This window comes from Patulibacter sp. NPDC049589 (genome assembly GCF_040675535.1).
Taxonomy (GTDB): domain Bacteria; phylum Actinomycetota; class Thermoleophilia; order Solirubrobacterales; family Solirubrobacteraceae; genus Patulibacter.
On the sequence record NZ_JBFAPC010000136.1, the window covers coordinates 1 to 15,234 of the forward strand.

17 protein-coding genes and 1 pseudogene are annotated in these 15,234 nt (G+C 73.1%); 9 read left to right on the forward strand and 9 right to left on the reverse strand.

Annotated elements, in window-relative coordinates; genetic code table 11:
- Both AB0L40_RS20770 and AB0L40_RS20775 read left to right on the forward strand, forming a co-directional pair.
- Positions 1–261, forward strand: a pseudogene (locus AB0L40_RS20770) (hypothetical protein); the annotation flags it as partial.
- 511 nt (positions 262–772) lie between these two features.
- Positions 773–3,667 carry a vitamin B12-dependent ribonucleotide reductase gene (locus AB0L40_RS20775; protein ID WP_364359027.1) on the forward strand — a complete coding sequence of 965 codons (2,895 nt, stop codon included), beginning with the start codon at positions 773–775 and terminating at the stop codon, positions 3,665–3,667.
- Between the two features lie 157 nt (positions 3,668–3,824).
- Here the strand turns inward: AB0L40_RS20775 and AB0L40_RS20780 are convergent, their stop codons facing one another.
- The gene (locus AB0L40_RS20780) at positions 3,825–4,445 is read right to left on the reverse strand and encodes a helix-turn-helix domain-containing protein (protein ID WP_364359030.1); all 621 of its coding nucleotides are present in this window, start codon (positions 4,443–4,445) and stop codon (positions 3,825–3,827) included.
- A gap of 192 nt (positions 4,446–4,637) precedes the next feature.
- Between AB0L40_RS20780 and AB0L40_RS20785 the strand changes: the two genes are divergently transcribed.
- Both AB0L40_RS20785 and AB0L40_RS20790 read left to right on the forward strand, forming a co-directional pair.
- Positions 4,638–5,066 carry a hypothetical protein gene (locus tag AB0L40_RS20785; protein WP_364359033.1) on the forward strand — a complete coding sequence of 143 codons (429 nt, stop codon included), beginning with the start codon at positions 4,638–4,640 and terminating at the stop codon, positions 5,064–5,066.
- Positions 5,067–5,228: 162 nt separating this feature from the next.
- Entirely contained in the window at positions 5,229–6,008 is a 780-nt protein-coding gene (locus AB0L40_RS20790) for a hypothetical protein (RefSeq protein ID WP_364359036.1), read from the forward strand.
- A gap of 16 nt (positions 6,009–6,024) precedes the next feature.
- Here the strand turns inward: AB0L40_RS20790 and AB0L40_RS20795 are convergent, their stop codons facing one another.
- Together AB0L40_RS20795 and AB0L40_RS20800 are read right to left on the reverse strand one after the other, a co-directional pair.
- A complete protein-coding gene (locus AB0L40_RS20795; protein ID WP_364359039.1) occupies positions 6,025–6,465 on the reverse strand; it encodes a MaoC/PaaZ C-terminal domain-containing protein in 441 nt (146 codons plus the stop codon).
- A gap of 151 nt (positions 6,466–6,616) precedes the next feature.
- On the reverse strand, positions 6,617–8,254 hold the full coding sequence (locus AB0L40_RS20800) for an alpha/beta hydrolase-fold protein (RefSeq protein ID WP_364359042.1): 1,638 nt from the start codon (positions 8,252–8,254) through the stop codon (positions 6,617–6,619).
- A gap of 211 nt (positions 8,255–8,465) precedes the next feature.
- Here AB0L40_RS20800 and AB0L40_RS20805 point away from each other — a divergent pair, with 211 nt between their 5' ends.
- On the forward strand, positions 8,466–8,825 hold the full coding sequence (locus AB0L40_RS20805; RefSeq protein ID WP_364359045.1) for a PGPGW domain-containing protein: 360 nt from the start codon (positions 8,466–8,468) through the stop codon (positions 8,823–8,825).
- Between the two features lie 120 nt (positions 8,826–8,945).
- On the opposite strand, the gene AB0L40_RS20810 is transcribed toward AB0L40_RS20805, so the two are convergent.
- On the reverse strand, positions 8,946–9,341 hold the full coding sequence (locus tag AB0L40_RS20810; RefSeq protein WP_364359048.1) for a DUF2237 domain-containing protein: 396 nt from the start codon (positions 9,339–9,341) through the stop codon (positions 8,946–8,948).
- Positions 9,342–9,559: 218 nt separating this feature from the next.
- Between AB0L40_RS20810 and AB0L40_RS20815 the strand changes: the two genes are divergently transcribed.
- The 3 genes from AB0L40_RS20815 to AB0L40_RS20825 all read left to right on the forward strand — a co-directional run bounded on the left by AB0L40_RS20815 (position 9,560) and on the right by AB0L40_RS20825 (position 10,454).
- Positions 9,560–9,685, forward strand: coding sequence for a hypothetical protein (locus AB0L40_RS20815; protein WP_364359051.1), 126 nt, complete (start codon positions 9,560–9,562; stop codon positions 9,683–9,685).
- Positions 9,686–9,789: 104 nt separating this feature from the next.
- On the forward strand, positions 9,790–9,993 hold the full coding sequence (locus tag AB0L40_RS20820) for a hypothetical protein (RefSeq protein ID WP_364359053.1): 204 nt from the start codon (positions 9,790–9,792) through the stop codon (positions 9,991–9,993).
- Positions 9,994–10,079: 86 nt separating this feature from the next.
- Positions 10,080–10,454, forward strand: a complete 375-nt coding sequence (locus AB0L40_RS20825) for an MmcQ/YjbR family DNA-binding protein (protein ID WP_364359056.1) — start codon at positions 10,080–10,082, stop codon at positions 10,452–10,454.
- Positions 10,455–10,828: 374 nt separating this feature from the next.
- Here the strand turns inward: AB0L40_RS20825 and proS are convergent, their stop codons facing one another.
- The 3 genes from proS to AB0L40_RS20840 form a co-directional block, all read right to left on the reverse strand.
- Positions 10,829–12,238, reverse strand: a complete 1,410-nt coding sequence (gene proS, locus AB0L40_RS20830; RefSeq protein ID WP_364359059.1) for a proline--tRNA ligase — start codon at positions 12,236–12,238, stop codon at positions 10,829–10,831.
- 151 nt (positions 12,239–12,389) lie between these two features.
- Positions 12,390–12,821 (reverse strand): SRPBCC family protein, encoded by a 432-nt coding sequence (locus AB0L40_RS20835; RefSeq protein WP_364359062.1) that lies wholly within the window; start codon positions 12,819–12,821, stop codon positions 12,390–12,392.
- Between the two features lie 53 nt (positions 12,822–12,874).
- On the reverse strand, positions 12,875–13,096 hold the full coding sequence (locus AB0L40_RS20840) for a hypothetical protein (RefSeq protein WP_364359065.1): 222 nt from the start codon (positions 13,094–13,096) through the stop codon (positions 12,875–12,877).
- A gap of 236 nt (positions 13,097–13,332) precedes the next feature.
- On the opposite strand from AB0L40_RS20840, the gene AB0L40_RS20845 reads away from it, so the two are divergent.
- Entirely contained in the window at positions 13,333–14,025 is a 693-nt protein-coding gene (locus AB0L40_RS20845) for an SDR family oxidoreductase (protein WP_364359068.1), read from the forward strand.
- A gap of 177 nt (positions 14,026–14,202) precedes the next feature.
- Here AB0L40_RS20845 and AB0L40_RS20850 read toward each other — a convergent pair whose 3' ends face one another.
- Together AB0L40_RS20850 and AB0L40_RS20855 are read right to left on the reverse strand one after the other, a co-directional pair.
- Positions 14,203–14,547: a plastocyanin/azurin family copper-binding protein gene (locus tag AB0L40_RS20850; protein WP_364359070.1), complete on the reverse strand. Its 345-nt coding sequence runs from the start codon at positions 14,545–14,547 to the stop codon at positions 14,203–14,205.
- Between the two features lie 234 nt (positions 14,548–14,781).
- Positions 14,782–15,087, reverse strand: coding sequence for a hypothetical protein (locus AB0L40_RS20855; RefSeq protein WP_364359073.1), 306 nt, complete (start codon positions 15,085–15,087; stop codon positions 14,782–14,784).
- Positions 15,088–15,234 lie beyond the last annotated feature (147 nt).

Consider the following 15,234-nt stretch of genomic DNA (forward strand, 5'->3'; position numbering starts at 1 on the left):
GCCGCGGGGGCGGCCGGGCCCGCGGGCGACCCCGCCGCCCGCGCGGAGTCGCCGACCGACGACGGCCCCGAGGGCTGGACGTGGGCCGTCCTGGCGGCCGCGATCATCGGCGCCGCGGCGCTGGGCTGGGCGCTCGTGAACGCCACGGGCCGCATCCAGTGGCTCACGCCGCTCGGGCACTCGATGGGCGAGGCCGGCTGGCGGATCAGCCTCCGCTGGGCCGAGTTCCGCGACTGGATGCGCTTCGGCTCCGGACGCTGAGGCGGACGTCCGGGCCTGCCCGGACGTCGTCGCGGAGGCCTCCGGGCCAGCCGCTCCCGGCTCCGCACCCAACGCCCGGATCTCCAGTCCTGGACTGGAGATCCGGCCTCCGTCGCGATAGAATGGACGAACGGTCGCGGTCCTCCCGGGCCCGCGACCGGGCGACGCCGATGACCGTCGTTCGGCCACCTCCGCGCGGCGGGTGCCGGTGGACGGTGGGCACTCCGTCCATGGCCATGGGTTCGATGGACGCACTGGACGGATCGCATTCCGAATTGTCTTTTCGCCGGTGTTTGCAGGCGATCCGGCGACCGGTCCGGCCCGTAGGGCCCCGAGCGCCACGGTTCCGTCGGCCGAGTACGTCAAGGTGTCCGTCCGTCGCCCCTGTGACTCGTCACGGGAGCCCGGGAATGGACTTCACCCGGACGGTCCGGCGCGCTCCGCGGAGCAGCGCCACGTGACCTCCGGGACGCAGCACCAGCACGGCAATCCCGAAGGAACGTAGGCAGGCATGGAACCGGCGAACTCCCCCATCATCAGCGACCGACGCGCGGACCAGGCGCTCACGGTCAGTCGCCGGTTCACGACGCCCGGCGTCCATCCCTTCGATCAGGTCGAGTGGGAGCTCCGCGACGCCGTCATCGGCAACCCGGAGAAGCCCGCCTTCGTCCAGCGCGGCGTCGAGTTCCCGACGTCCTGGTCACAGAACGCGACGAACATCGTCACGCAGAAGTACTTCCGCGGCCAGGTCGACACCCCGGCCCGCGAGAGCTCCGTCCGCCAGATCGTCAGCCGCGTGGCCGGCACGATCGCCGAGTGGGGCCGCTCGCTGGCCTACTTCTCGACGGAGGAGGACGGCGACGCCTTCGAGGCCGAGCTGACCTACATCCTGCTCAACCAGCTCGCCGCGTTCAACTCGCCGGTCTGGTTCAACGTCGGGTTCGAGGAGTCGCCGCAGTGCTCGGCGTGCTTCATCCTCTCCGTCGACGACTCGATGGACTCGATCCTGGAGTGGAACACCAAGGAGGGCCGCATCTTCCGTGGCGGCTCCGGCTCCGGCATCAACCTGTCGAACATCCGCGGCTCGATGGAGCCCCTGTCCAAGGGCGGTACCGCCTCGGGCCCCGTCTCGTTCATGCGCGGCGCGGACTCCTGGGCCGGCACGATCAAGTCCGGCGGCAAGACCCGCCGGGCGGCGAAGATGGTCGTCCTCGACGTCGACCACCCCGACATCCTCGAGTTCGTGCAGTGCAAGGCGAAGGAGGAGGACAAGGCCGAGGCCCTGGCGAAGGCCGGCTTCGACATGTCGATCGACGGTGACGGCTTCACGTCGATCCAGTACCAGAACGCGAACAACTCCGTCCGCGTCTCCGACGACTTCATGCAGGCCGTCGTCGACGACGGCGAGTGGCAGACGACGCCGCGCAACAAGGAGGTCGCCGACGTCAAGACGCCGAGCTTCCGCGCGCGCCAGCTGATGGACGAGATCGCCAAGGCCGCCTGGCGCTGCGCCGATCCGGGCATCCAGTACGACACGACGATCAACCGCTGGCACACGTCGCCGAACTCGGGCCGCATCAACGCGTCGAACCCGTGCTCGGAGTACATGCACGTCGACGACTCGGCCTGCAACCTCGCGTCGATCAACCTCATGAAGTTCCGTCGTCCCGACGGCACCTTCGACGTCCCGATGTTCGAGCACACGGTCGACGTGCTGCTGCTCGCGCAGGAGATCATCGTCGGCCCGTCGAGCTACCCGACGGAGAAGATCGGCGAGAACGCCCGTCGCTTCCGCCAGCTCGGCCTCGGCTACGCCAACCTCGGCGCGCTCCTGATGTCCAAGGGCATGCCGTACGACTCCGACCACGGCCGCGCCACCGCCGCCGCGATCACCGCCCTGATGACGGGCCGCGCGTACCGCCGCTCCGCCGAGATCTCGGCGGCCATCGGCCCGTTCGAGGCCTACGAGGAGAACCGCGAGCCGCACAACGCGGTCATGCGGATGCACCGCGACGCGTCGTACGAGATCGACGACGTCGACGCCGGCGACATCCCGCTGCTGAAGGCCGCCCAGCGCTCCTGGGAGGAGGCCGTCGAGCTCGGCGAGCAGCACGGCTACCGCAACGCCCAGGCGACCGTCCTGGCGCCGACCGGCACCATCTCCTTCCTCATGGACTGCGACACGACCGGCATCGAGCCGGACTTCTCGCTCGTCAAGTACAAGGAGCTCGTCGGCGGCGGCAACATGGTCATCGTCAACCGCACGGTGCCGCTGGCGCTGAAGGAGCTCGGCTACTCGCCCGAGCAGGTCGACCAGATCATCGCCTTCACCAACGAGCACGGCTCGATCATCGGCGCGCCCGGCCTCAAGGACGAGCACCTCTCGGTGTTCGACGTCGCCGTCGGTGCCCGCGCGATCTCGCACATGGGCCACATCAAGATGATGGGCGCCACGCAGCCGTTCCTCTCGGGCGCGATCTCGAAGACGGTCAACATGCCCAAGACCGCCACGGTCGAGGACATCGCCGAGGCCTACACCGAGGCCTGGCGCCTGGGTGTCAAGGCCCTGGCCATCTACCGCGACGGCTCCAAGACGGCGCAGGCCCTGCGCACGGACGCGCAGGACGACGACGTCGTGGCGCAGGAGCAGGTCGACGAGATCGTCGCCAAGGCCGTCGGCAAGGCCGTGGCCGAGACCGAGGCCCGCCTGCGCGCCGAGCTCGGCCCGCAGCGCCGCCGCATGCCGCGCGAGCGCCAGTCGATCACGCACAAGTTCTCGATCGGCGGCCACGAGGGCTACATCACGGCGGGCAAGTACGAGGACGGCTCCGTCGGCGAGATCTTCCTCACCGACATCGGCAAGGAGGGCTCCGCCGTCCGCGGCATGATGAACTCCTTCGCCACCTCGGTGTCGATCGCCCTGCAGTACGGCGTGCCGCTCGAGACGCTCGTGCGCAAGTTCGCGTACATGCGCTTCGAGCCGGAGGGGATCACCACGAACCCCGAGATCCCGTTCGCGAAGTCCATGCCGGACTACTTCATGCGCTGGCTCGCCAGCCGCTTCCTGGACGCCGACATCCAGGAGGAGCTCGGCATCCGGACCGACGCCGTGCGCCACCGCCAGAACGCGCAGGACGTCGTCCAGGGCGGTGGCGACACCGCCCGCCCGGTGGCCGGCAACGGCACGGCCGTGACGGCCTCGGCCGGCACGGTGACCCCGCCCGCGAGCGGCCAGCCGGCCCTGAACGCCGCGACGGACACCCCGCCGGTCGTCCCCGCGCGCGTCCAGGCCAAGGGCCCGGACATCGAGCTCGGCCCGGTCTGCGGCGACTGCGGCGGCATGATGCAGCGCACCGGCGCGTGCTACACGTGCTCCAGCTGCGGCAACAACACGGGCTGCGGTTGAGGGTCCGCCCCACAGTCGGCCGCCCGGGCGGCGGCTGACCTGAGCAGGACCGCGACGGGCGCCGAGAGGCGCCCGTCGTGCGTCCGCGCCGGCTCGGCGACGCGGCCCCGGCGGGGGTTCGTCCGGCGGGATCGACGGACGCGGTCTCCGGCGGCGGTCAGCCCTGCGCGTCGACGCCGCTGGCCGCGCGGAGCATCAGCGGGCGGATCGTCTCCCAGCGGGCGTCGACGTCGTCGACACCGGTGATCGGGACGAGCACGACGAGACCGCGCATCATCGCCTGCGTACCGTCCACGAAGGCCCGGAGCCCCGGGTCGGCCGCCTCGGGCGCCAGGTGCTCGGCGGCCGCGACGATGGCGTCGGTGACCCGCTCCTCGAGCTGGCGGATGACCCCCGCCAGCTCCGGCGCGTTCCAGGCCGCGATCCAGAGGTTGCCGATGGCGAGTCCGGCCGGCGACTTGTAGCGCGCCCAGAGGCCGTCGAGCAGCTCCGCGCGGTCCAGCGGCCCGCGCGGCTCGCGCTGCGCGTCGGCGAGGACCTCCTCGATCAGGCGCACGCCGATCAGCGACATCGCCTCCGACAGCAGCTCCTCGCGAGTCCCGAAGTGATGCATCACCGTGCTCTGCGCGACGCCGGCGCGCTCGGCCACCGCGCGGGTGGTCAGCGTGGCGTAGCCGTCGTCGACGAGCCCCGCCATCGCGGCGTCGAGCACCCGCGCGCGGGTCGCAGCGCGACGCTCGGCCTGCGTCGGCCGCCGCGGGGTGGTCTCCATCGGCATCGGGGCAACGTACCACCGGCTCCGAGCTCCGACGGCGGCCGCCGAATCCATCGATCACGTGATCAATACATATTGATCGCGTGATCGACAAGTGCTACCTTCGGCGTACGGGCTGCGTGATGGCCGACACCCTTCGCCCCTGAGGTGCGACATGAGATCTGACCGAGACGACGTCGACCGGGCGGCCTCGACATGAGCGCGGACGCGGACACCGCGGGAGCGGGTGACGGGTTCGGGCTCTCCGACCTCGTCGGCCGCTGCCTGGCCGCCGTGCTCGCCGTCGCCGTGGTCGCGATCTTCGTGGGAGCGACGGTCCTCTGGACCCGGTGGGTCACGGGGTTCCTGCCCGGCCTGGGGTACGTCACGACCCCGATGTGCATGTACGTGCTGTCGATCGGGCTGATTCCGGCGCTCGGGGTCATCCACCGGCTGTGGGTGAGCGGCGACGTCGCCAAGCGCGAGGAGGACGCCAAGCGCGCCGACCGCGACCGCCTGCGGACGACGCTGCTCCACGCCCCATCCGGCACGGGGCGCGAGGTCCACGCCCACGACCTCCCCGAGCACGTCCTGCGGGGCGAGAGCGACGCCGAGCTGCGGCGTCGCCGCCGGGCGCAGCGCTGACGGCGGTCCCGACCCGGTCCCGTCCGGCCGCCCGATGCGGCGCGTCGCCACCACTCCTGGCGCCCGCGCACCGAGCGGGCGTCGCCGCCTCCTCCACCTCGTGGACAGGGTTCACCAACGCTGGGACGCTGCCCGCTCACCCCGTACGCAAGGACCCTTCCCGTGCCCGCATCCCGGACCGCGACCCTGCTCGCCGCGGTCGCCCTCGCCGCCGTGCCGACCACCGCGTCGGCCGCGTCGAAGCACCGATCATCGACCGGCCTCCAGGCGTTCTTCACCTACAGCGTGACGTTCCAGGGCTCCGGGACGTTCTCGTCCACGCACACCAGCGACGGCCTGACGGCGACGACCGACGCATCGTTCCGGTGGGCCACGCCCTACGAGCACGTCCTCGTCCCGCGGGTGAAGAACCCCACGCAGACCGGGTTCCCCGCCTTCAAGCACGGCGCGGTCGGGACCGGCACGTGGAAGATCGTCTCGCCGAACACCGACGACAGTGGCTGCGAGGGCGCCGGCACGCTCGGCCGCACGGGGCTCCCGGGCGGCGGCGGGGGCATCGCCACCGACGGCGGCCTCACGCTCAAGCGGGTCAAGGGCGGCCTGCAGGTGACGGCGCTGGCGGCCGACGGCTTCTCGACGGCGTCGGGCGGCGGCGACGGCTCGTCGGCCTGCCATCCGGCCGACTTCTGGCACGACGTGATCCTGACCTCGGGCGTCGGCCAGTCCGACGGCAGCGCCCCGGCCCTGACGGGCCTGACGAAGATCACGCCGAAGGACCTGAAGAGGGCCTCGTTCACGAAGACGGTGCTGATGCCACCGTCCGAGGCGCCGCCGAGCGACTGCGGCAGCGACGCGTCCAACGGCGTGACCTGCACCCAGTCCTACTCGTGGACGGGCCGCCTGACCTTCATCAAGAAGCAGACCAAGCGCGCCAGGCACTGAGGCCCGGCGCCGGCGCTCACTCGGCGGGCCGCATGAAGACGATCGCGTCGACGGTGATGTCCAGCACGACCTCGCCGTCGTCACCGGTCAGTTGCGAGACGACCCAGACGACCGACCGGCCGCGCTCCGGGCGGTGCTCGACGCGGTCGATGCGGGCCTTCCCCGTCAGCGTGGTGCCGGGCTTGACGGGACGGCGGAAGCCGACCTGGAAGCCGCGCCCGCCGACGCCCGAGGTCTGCGACCACAGGGCCGCCGCCGCGAGCCGCTGGTAGACGGCGAGCGTGTGCAGGCCGCTCGCGATGACGCCTCCGTGCGGGCCGGAGGCGGCGTGCTCCGGGTCGGTGTGGATGGGCAGCGGGTCCCACTCCCGGGCGTAGGCGAAGACGTCGGCCTCGGTCATCGTCCACGTCCCGAACGGGAACTCGCGCCCGGGCGTCAGGTCTTCGGCGTACAGCAACGGGGTCCTCCGCGGTCCGGTCCAGGGACCCCACCGTGACCGACTCCGGTCGTGGGCGCAATGACCTGCGAGGTCACCGCGGGTCGGGAGTCCGCGCCGCGCCGCCGCGGATCGACCGACCCGCCCGGGCGCCGTGGTCGATCCGGCTCGCTCAGCGCCGGAGCGCCGCCGGCACGCGGAACGTGCGCCGCGCGGCGACCGGGTGGCCGACGCCGTCGGTCCCGGTCACCCGCAGCGTTCCCCGGGCGTCGCGGAGGCGCCGGGTCCAGCGCAGCGACCGGCAGGTCGCCTCCGGGCCGAGGGGCACCACCCGCCCGCGGGTCAGCACCCGGCGGCGGGCGCCGGTGACGGCCAGGCGCGCGGCGACCGTACCGCCGACGGTGTGGGCACAGACGCGGAGGTGCCCACGCGTCGGGCGGGACCTGGTGATCACCACGACGGCCTGCGGACGAAGGCTCACGGCCCGGCGCACCCGGCGGGTCGTCGCCCCGGGGGTGAGCTGCTGCGCCGCGTCCGGCGGCCCGAGGTCGACGACGAAGCGGATCCGGCCGGCGGGGTCGGGGACCACCGAACCGGCGGTCGCCCCGGCGAGGTCCACGCGAGGCACGCCCGCGAACGACGGCGGCGACGTCACCGTCGTGAGGCCTGAGCCGGTGAGCGTCAGGCCACTCGCGCCGGCGTCGTCGAGCCGCAGGAACTCCGCCGCGCGCCGGCGGTCGGCGGCGACGTGCCAGCCCCAGATGTCGAAGTCCGGCTCGATCGACGAGTACGAGAACGACGCCGGGACGGGCCGCGGATGGGCGAGAACCGTCTGGAACTGCCGCAGCACGTCGACGATCTGGCGCTGGAAGTTCTCCGGGGTGTGGCAGCCGCTGCCGTAGTCCTTCCAGGCGTGCGGGATCCCGGCCGACACGAGCGTGCGATGGAAGCTGACGCTCGCCGCGTACACGCCCGCCTCGACGACGCAGGAGACGGTGTCGGCGGACAGCAGCTGCTCGCCGATGCCCGGGTTCGGGAGGCCGTCGGCGGTCCGCACCTGGAGGTCGAGGTCACGGAGGTTGCCGGCGAGGTCGGTGGGGTTGTGGCCCCGCCAGCGGATCTCCTGCGTCGCGCGCGGGCCGTAGATGGCGTCGACCGGCCCGCCGTCGAACGTCGAGCTGATCGAGAGGACCGCGCCGGTGGGGACGAGGCTGTTGTCCACCACGCCCGAGATGCTCGCGACGGCGGCGTAGCGATCCGGGTGGCGGGCGGCGAGCATCACCGCGCCGTAGCCGCCCATCGAGACCCCGGCGATCACCCGCTGGGAGCGGTCGGCGATCGTGCGGAAGCGGCGGTCGATCAACGCAATCAGCTGGTCACTGACGTAGGTCTCGAACTTCGGCGCTCCGAACGCCCCACCGTTGTACCAATCGCTCCAGTAGCTGCCGTTGTCGCCGTCGGGCGAGACCACGATCGACGGGTAGCCCTCGGTCAGCTTCAAGCCGCCGACGATGTCGTTGAACGCGCGATCGTTGTTCATGGTGCCCGCCAGGAAGTACGTCACCGGCCAGCGCCGGTCGGGCTGCGCGTCGTAGCCGGCCGGCAGGTCGACCGTCACCCGCGTCGGGGCGGCGAGCGCAGGCGTGGAGACCTGGAGCTCGACGACCCGAGCGCTCACGCGTCGCTCCGAGACGATCTGTGCATCGGCCGCGTGCGCCGTCGCCGTGCAGACGGCCCACAGGGCCAGCGCGACGGCGACGACCGCGCGGCGGCGGCCGGCGAACGGGCGGGACGGGGCTGATCTCGACATGCCGTGGGTCTCCGTGCTGGCTCCGCGGGGCCCGCCGTGGCAGACGAACCGGGAGCCGTTGGTGCGGTGTCCCGACGCGACGGGGCGACGAGCCGGGACAGCGCGAACCTACCACCGGTCACAACGTGATCGGGGACGGGGACGGCGCGACGATCCGCCAAGGCGGTGGCGGGACGGGCCGGCCTCCCGGACCCGGTAGAACATCCCCCAGATGTCCGAGCGCGAGCGGCCCCGCATCCTCCAGAAGCTCGAGGCGCGGCGGGAGGCGTACCAGGAGCGCGGACTGCTCTACCGCGCCGTCTGGGTGATCGCGGGCGTCATCGTCGTGGTCGCCGGCGTCGCGATGATCGTCTTCCCGGGCCCCGCGGTCGTGGTGATCCCGCTCGGGCTCGCGATGCTGTCGTTCGAGTTCGCGTGGGCGCAGCACCTGCTCGACAAGGGCGTCGACGGCGGCCTGCAGGTCAAGGACAAGATCGTCGGCGCGGACCGCCGGGTGCAGGCGTTCGGGGCGATCGCGGTCGTGCTCGGGATCGCCGCCGCGGTCTGGGTCGCGGTGGCGATCCTGACCTGACGGGCCCGCGCGCCGGTCCTCGGCGCGGCGCTTCCGCCGCCTGGCGATGCGCACGCCCGACCGCGGGGTCCCTCGACCCGCTCGCCGGCCCGCGCTCCGTGCCCCGCCGGCGTCCGGCCGTCAGGCCGTCAGGCCACCCGCGTCCGGCGGCACGTCCACCGCGTGCGCGCGCAGCGCCTCGATCGGGACGTCGTCGAGCACGCGCTCGTGGGTCGCGGCGAGCACCACGTAGGCCGCGGCACCGGCGTCGTGGGCCCGCAGCCAGTTCGGGGCCGTCACGCACCAGCGGTCGCCGGGGCTCAGGCCGGCGAACAGGTACCGCGGCATCGGGGTGCTCAGGTCGTTGCCGATGGAGCGCTGGTGCTCCAGGAACTCGGTCGTCACGACCGCGCAGATCGTGTGCCGTCCCCGGTCCTGCGGACCGGTGCGACAGCAGCCGTCGCGGAAGAAGCCGGTCATCGGCTCGGTCCCGCACTCCTCCAGCGGGCCGCCCAGGACGTTGCGCTCCCCGGTCACCGCCGGAGTATCCCGCGTTCGAGGACGTCGCCGACGCCGGGCGGACGCTCGCCGACGCGGTCGTCTCGCGCGGCGGGGCGCTGCTCAGCGAGCTCTTCCCGTCCCCCGCGGTCACGGGGCGCGACGGCCAGCACCAGCTGGTCGTCGCGATCGCCGGCATCACGGCCGAGCAGCTCGAGGCCTCCCGCGAGATCGTCTCGATCACCAGGGACACCGGCATGAGCGCGATCGCCGGCCTGCGGACCACCGCCTGCGCCGGCGTCGCCGCGGCGGACGAGTCGCGTCCGCTGGACCTCGGCGCCCTGGTCGCGGGCCTCCGCCGCGACGATCCCGGGCCGGCCTGAGCCCGGCCCGGGCGCCGGACGGGCCGCATCGGGCCTTGCTTCGGTCCGGCGACTGCGTTAGAACCCGGAGGGGACAACCGGAACCCGTTCCAAGGAGTCCCCCAGTGGCCGTCCACCTCACCCCCGAAGAGCTCGCCGACGCGGTCGGCGTCAAGCGGGTCGACATCATCGCCACCTGCGTCCAGCTCGGAGTGCCCGTCTACCAGGGCCGCATCGACCGGACGCTCTTCCAGGCGGCCGTCGAGGGAAGTCGCGACGACTTCGACGACGCCCTGGAGCACCACGACCCCAACTGGCAGCTGCACTAGCCGCGCCCGTCTCCCGCGGGCCCGGCCCCGCCGCAGGATCAGGGCGCTCCTGCCGCGGACGCCACCCCGCCCGGAGACGCCGAGCCATGGCGACCATCGACCCCGACACCGTCCGGGCGCTCTGTCTGGCCCTGCCCGAGGCCGAGGAGCGCACGAGCCACGGCAACCCCGCGTTCTTCGCCGGGCCGAAGGGCAAGATGTTCGCCGCGCACCTCGTCGACCACCACGGCGACGGCCGGGTCGCGGTCTGGCTCGCGGCCCCCGAGGGCGCCCAGGAGGCGCTCGTCGACGGCGAGCCGGACCGGTTCTTCGTCCCGCCCTACGTCGGGCACCGCGGCTGGATCGGCGTGCACCTCGACCGCGGGATCACCCGCGACGAGATCCGCGAGCTCGTCGCCGACGCCTTCGTCACCGTGGCGACGCGCCGCCTGGGGCGGCTCGTCGAGGACCCGGGCCCCTGACCCGCGGCCGGCGCACCGGTCGCCGACGGCCGATACCGACTCAAGATGGCCGACGATGGACCGGCCCCCACAGTCGGCCGGGCCGAGCCGGTGGGGCGCGGTCGATACCGGACACCGTCTGGCCGGTGATCGACCGACCCCCGTCCTTCGCGGGCGCAGGCCGGTGGGGCGCGGTCGATACCGGACACCAGGTGGCCGGTGATCGACCGACCCTCGACCGACCCCCGTCCTTCGCGGGCGCAGGCCGGTGGGGCGCGGTCGATACCGGACACCAGGTGGCCGACCTTCGACCGACCCCATCCGCCCCTCGAAGCTCGCCCCCGCCGCCGGCGGCCGGCCCGAACCCGCGGCCGACCGCCGGCGCGGTTCGGGGGTCAGTACGCCCGCGCGACGACCGCCAGCACGCCCGGCTCGTCCGGGTCAGACAGCGAGCCGTCGGCGCCGACGAGACAGCGGACGGTGACGCCCTGCTTGGCGAGCGTCTCCTCGCCCTCCAGCCCGAGCGTCGCCCACGGGATGCGGGCGAAGCCGTTCCCGGCGGCCGCCAGGGCGTCCTCCACGGTCTCGACGTCGACCGTGCGCTCGGTGCGGCGGGCCAGGGCCTCGTCGTACAGGCGCTGGTGCTGACCGTCGAGGACCTCGACGGTGCGGGCGACGAGCTCGGTCAGCGGGACGGAGGTCTTCGAGCGGTCGACGCGGTCGGCGATCGTGGCCTCGCCCTTGTCGATGTCGCGCTTGCCGAGCTCGATGCGGATCGGGGCGCCCTTGAGCTCCCAGTCCGTCGCGCGGCGGCCGAAGCCGCGGTCGACGCGGTCGTCGAGCTCGACGCGGACGCCGCGGCCGAGCAGCTCCTGCACGGTGGCGCGGGCGGCCGCGGCGACGGCGTCGTCCTCGGCGAGCTGCATGACGACGACCTGCGTCGGCGCCGCGCGCGGGGAGATCCGCATGCCGTGGTCGTCGCCGTGAACCATGATCGCCGCGCCGAGCAGGCGCGTCGACACGCCCCACGAGGTCTGCCACGGGTGCTGCATCTCGCCGTTCTGGTCCTGGAAGCGGATGTCGAACGCCTTGGCGAAGTTCTGGGCGAGCTCGTGGCTCGTGCCCATCTGCAGCGCCTTGCCGTCGCCCATCATGCCCTCGCAGGTCCAGGAGCGGATGGCGCCGGCGAACGTCTCCTTGCGCGTCTTCAGGCCCGGGATGACCGGGATGCCCATGACGTCGACCATCACCGAGCGGTACACGTCCTCGAGGATCTGCAGCGCGTACGCCCGGGCCTCGTCGGCGGTGGCGTGGGCGGTGTGGCCCTCCTGCCAGAGGAACTCGGTGGTGCGCAGGAACAGGCGCGGGCGGAGCTCCCAGCGCACGACGTTGGACCAGTTGTTGATCCGCAGCGGCAGGTCCTTGTAGCTGTTGATCCACTTGGAGAACGAGCTGTTGATGATCGTCTCGGACGTCGGCCGGATGACGGCGGGCTCCTCGAGCTCCTTGCCGCCGCCCTGCGTGACGATCGCGAGCTCGGGCGCGAAGCCCTCGACGTGCTCGGCCTCCTTCTGGAGGTACGACGCCGGGATCAGCAGCGGGAAGTACGCGTTCTGCGCGCCGGCGGCCTTGATCCGGCGGTTGATCTCGCCCTGGAGCTGCTCCCAGAGCCCGTACGCCCACGGGCGGATGACCATCGTGCCGCGGACCGGGCCGTTGTCGGCCAGCTCGGCCTTCGCGACGACGTCCTGGTACCACTTCGGGAAGTCGGTGGCCTGCGGGGTGAGGACGGGCGGCTTCGGCACACGGCGATGATACGGACGATGCCGCGGGCGGCCCCGCGAGGCCCGGGTCCCCGGCCGGTCGGGGACGACACCGGGGCGGGCGAGGCGGTCCGGCACCGGGGCGGCCGGACCGCCGGCACGCATCCGCGGGCGTCCGTCCCGGTCGGACGTCCTACGGGTTCAGGTACGTCCTCAGCCCGGCCTCGGCCCGCTCCCCGATCCGCCGCAGGCCCAGACGCATCAGCGGGTCCAGCAGCCGGAGCGGGCCCTTCAGGCGGATGGTGGCGTCGTAGGTGACCTCGCAGCCCGAGGGCAGCGCCTCGACCGTGATCACGTCGATCGAGACGAGCCAGGCGTTGCTCCCGACGAGGACCACCCGGTGCGGCGAGGCGATCTCGGTGATCCGGTAGTCGATCGCGACGTCCGGACCGGAGGTGTCCTGGATCACCCGGAACCGGCAGCCGGCCTCGCCGATCGTCCCGCCGGTGTGGTCGCACGACGCGACCCCGGGATCCCAGGTCGCGACGGAGCGGAAGTCCGCGAGATCCTCGAACGCGTCCCGGGCGGAACGCCACGAGACGACGGTGCCGGCGTAGTGGGCCATACGGGCACTACGTCGGCGGGAACCCGGCGGACGCCCGCCCGGGAGGACGTCGGTCAGGGCGCCGGCGGTGCCGCGCCGTGCGGCGTCGGGCGCGGCGGACCCGTCGGGCGGTTGCGGCGGGCGACCTCGAGGGCCGCGGCGGCGCGGAACGGCGCCGCGTGGCCGCCGTCGGTCGGGGCGGGCCCCAGCGTCCCCAGGATGTCGAAGAGCGAGCGGGCCGGACGCTGGGGGACGTCGGTCTCGTCGGCGCGGAGGAAGCCGGGGATCTGGGTCATGGAGCCAGTCTGCGCGGCCGCGTCCGCGCGCACCATGGGGATTCCCCCCAATCCTGCCCCCAGGATCCCCGAGGCGACCCGGGGTCCCCACCCCCGGTCTCGCGGCCCGTGCGGCGTCGGGCGACGCCGGCAGGCGCGCCGTGACCTCTCCGGCGCCCGCGCGACTCCCGACGCGCCGACCGCCGGGATCCCCCGTCGCCCGTTACCGCGGCCCACAGGCGGGTAGCGTCGAGGACATGGACGTCGTCATCGTCGGAGGACACGGTCAGATCGCCCGGAAGCTGGGCGCGCTCCTGACGGAACGCGGCGACACGGCCCGAGGGGTGATCCGCAACCCGGACCACGCGGAGGACCTGCGCGCCGACGGGATCGATCCCGTGATCGTGGACCTCGAGGACCCGGACACCACCGGGCAGTCGCTCGCGGGCGCCTTCCGGGGCGCCACCGCCGCGGTCTTCGCCGCCGGCTCCGGCCCCGGCCAGCCCGCGGAGCGCAAGTGGTCGGTCGACCACGGCGGCGTCGTGAAGACGATCGACGCCTGCCGCCACGCCGGCGTCGACCGGATCGTGATCGTGTCCGCCATCGGCATCGACGGCCACATCGAGGGCGACGACGTCTACTCCGAGTACCAGCGCGCGAAGGCCCAGGCCGACGCGGACGTCCGGGCCAGCGGCCTGCACTACACGATCGTCCGGCCCGCGCTGCTGACCGACGAGGAGGGCCACGGTCGCGTGCACGCCGCCCGTCACGTCGAGCGCGGCCCGATCCCCCGCGCCGACGTCGCCGCGACGCTGCTGGCCGTGCTGGACGACCCCTCGACGGTCGGCCGCACCTTCGAGGTCGTCGGCGGCCCCGACGACATCGTCGCGGCGATCGCGGGCCTCAACGCGCTGCCGGACACGGTGGACGCGCAGACCGCCCAGGGCTGACGGAGCGGCTCGACCGACCGCCGCCGCGGGCACGTCGACCAGGAAACGTTCCTGGGAGGTCGAGAACGTGGTGCCGGTGGCCGGCCTCCGGCGGTCGGTCGGGCCCCGCGGGCACGTCGACCAGCAACCCTTCCCGCGAGGTAGCGACCCTGGTGCCGGCCGCACCCCGCAGGCCGCCTACTTGACCTTGACGACCATCTTCATGATCGAGGAGTGGATCGAGCAGTCGATCCGGTACGTGCCCTTCTTCGTGAACTTCTTCGTGTAGGACCCGGTCGTCATCACCTTGGAGTGGAAGTCCTTGGGGCCCTTCACGACCTCGACGTCGTGCTCGGCCTTGCCGACCCAGATCCACTTGACGGTCGTGTTGCGCTTGACCGTCACGCTCGCGGGGCTGAAGTGGAAGTCGTCGACCTCGACGGTCTTCGTGGCGGCGGCGTCGGAGCCTGGCACGGCCAGGACGGCGATGACGGCGACGGTGCTCACGGCGGCCGCGGACGCGGTCAGGATGCGGGTGCGCATGGTGCTCCTCGGGGTGGCGGGCCGCCGGCGGGAGCCGGGGCCTACCTCGAGTACGGAGCACGCGTCGCCCTGGACGCGCCGATGCGACGAAGGTCCCAGTGGCCGGGTCCGACGACCGCGGGATCGCGGTGGCGGGCGACCCGGCCGACGCACGGCGCCGGTCGGGCCGAACGCGCCGGTCGGGCCGAACGCGCCGGTCGGGCCGAACGGGACGCGGAGGGCGCCCGCGGGCGGTCAGCCCTCGTCGCCGTCCTCGTCGTCCAGCGGCTGCAGCTGGGCCAGCAGCTCGGGGAGGACGTCCAGGAAGATCTCGACCTGGTCCTCGGGGACCTCGATCTCGACGCCCTCGAAATGCGAGTGGTCGCCGTGCTCGCGGATCTTCGGCGAGATCGTCGCGCCGGCGATCACGAAGAACGGGCTGTAGGAGAAGTAGGGCAGGCCCTCGAACTCCTCGGGCTCCAGGCCCGTCTCCTCCAGGATCTTCAGGAAGCGGTCCTCGAAGGAGGCTCCCTCGAGCGTGATGGACGCCATCTGGGTCATGCCGACAGTCTGGCAAGGGCCCCGCTCCCCCGGGCCGCGCCGCCCGTGGGCGGTTCGTCGGCGCCTCCGTCCTCTGTGCGCTCGCCCCGTCGCAGGAGGTCCTCGTCCTCGCGCGGTTCGTCCAGGGCGCCGGCGGGGCGATGGCCT

Bases quoted from the DNA above. Each gene is read 5' to 3' on its own strand.
- AB0L40_RS20800 (WP_364359042.1), bottom strand. From the start codon at position 8,254: ATGTCGAGATCAGCCCCGTCCCGCCCGTTCGCCGGCCGCCGCCGCGCG.
- AB0L40_RS20850 (WP_364359070.1), bottom strand. From the start codon at position 14,547: ATGCGCACCCGCATCCTGACCGCGTCCGCGGCCGCCGTGAGCACCGTC.
- AB0L40_RS20835 (WP_364359062.1), bottom strand. From the start codon at position 12,821: ATGGCCCACTACGCCGGCACCGTCGTCTCGTGGCGTTCCGCCCGGGAC.
- AB0L40_RS20815 (WP_364359051.1), top strand. From the start codon at position 9,560: ATGAGCGCGATCGCCGGCCTGCGGACCACCGCCTGCGCCGGCGTCGCC.
- AB0L40_RS20840 (WP_364359065.1), bottom strand. From the start codon at position 13,096: ATGACCCAGATCCCCGGCTTCCTCCGCGCCGACGAGACCGACGTCCCC.
- AB0L40_RS20780 (WP_364359030.1), bottom strand. From the start codon at position 4,445: ATGCCGATGGAGACCACCCCGCGGCGGCCGACGCAGGCCGAGCGTCGC.
- AB0L40_RS20855 (WP_364359073.1), bottom strand. From the start codon at position 15,087: ATGACCCAGATGGCGTCCATCACGCTCGAGGGAGCCTCCTTCGAGGAC.
- AB0L40_RS20785 (WP_364359033.1), top strand. From the start codon at position 4,638: ATGAGCGCGGACGCGGACACCGCGGGAGCGGGTGACGGGTTCGGGCTC.
- AB0L40_RS20805 (WP_364359045.1), top strand. From the start codon at position 8,466: ATGTCCGAGCGCGAGCGGCCCCGCATCCTCCAGAAGCTCGAGGCGCGG.
- AB0L40_RS20845 (WP_364359068.1), top strand. From the start codon at position 13,333: ATGGACGTCGTCATCGTCGGAGGACACGGTCAGATCGCCCGGAAGCTG.
- AB0L40_RS20825 (WP_364359056.1), top strand. From the start codon at position 10,080: ATGGCGACCATCGACCCCGACACCGTCCGGGCGCTCTGTCTGGCCCTG.
- AB0L40_RS20775 (WP_364359027.1), top strand. From the start codon at position 773: ATGGAACCGGCGAACTCCCCCATCATCAGCGACCGACGCGCGGACCAG.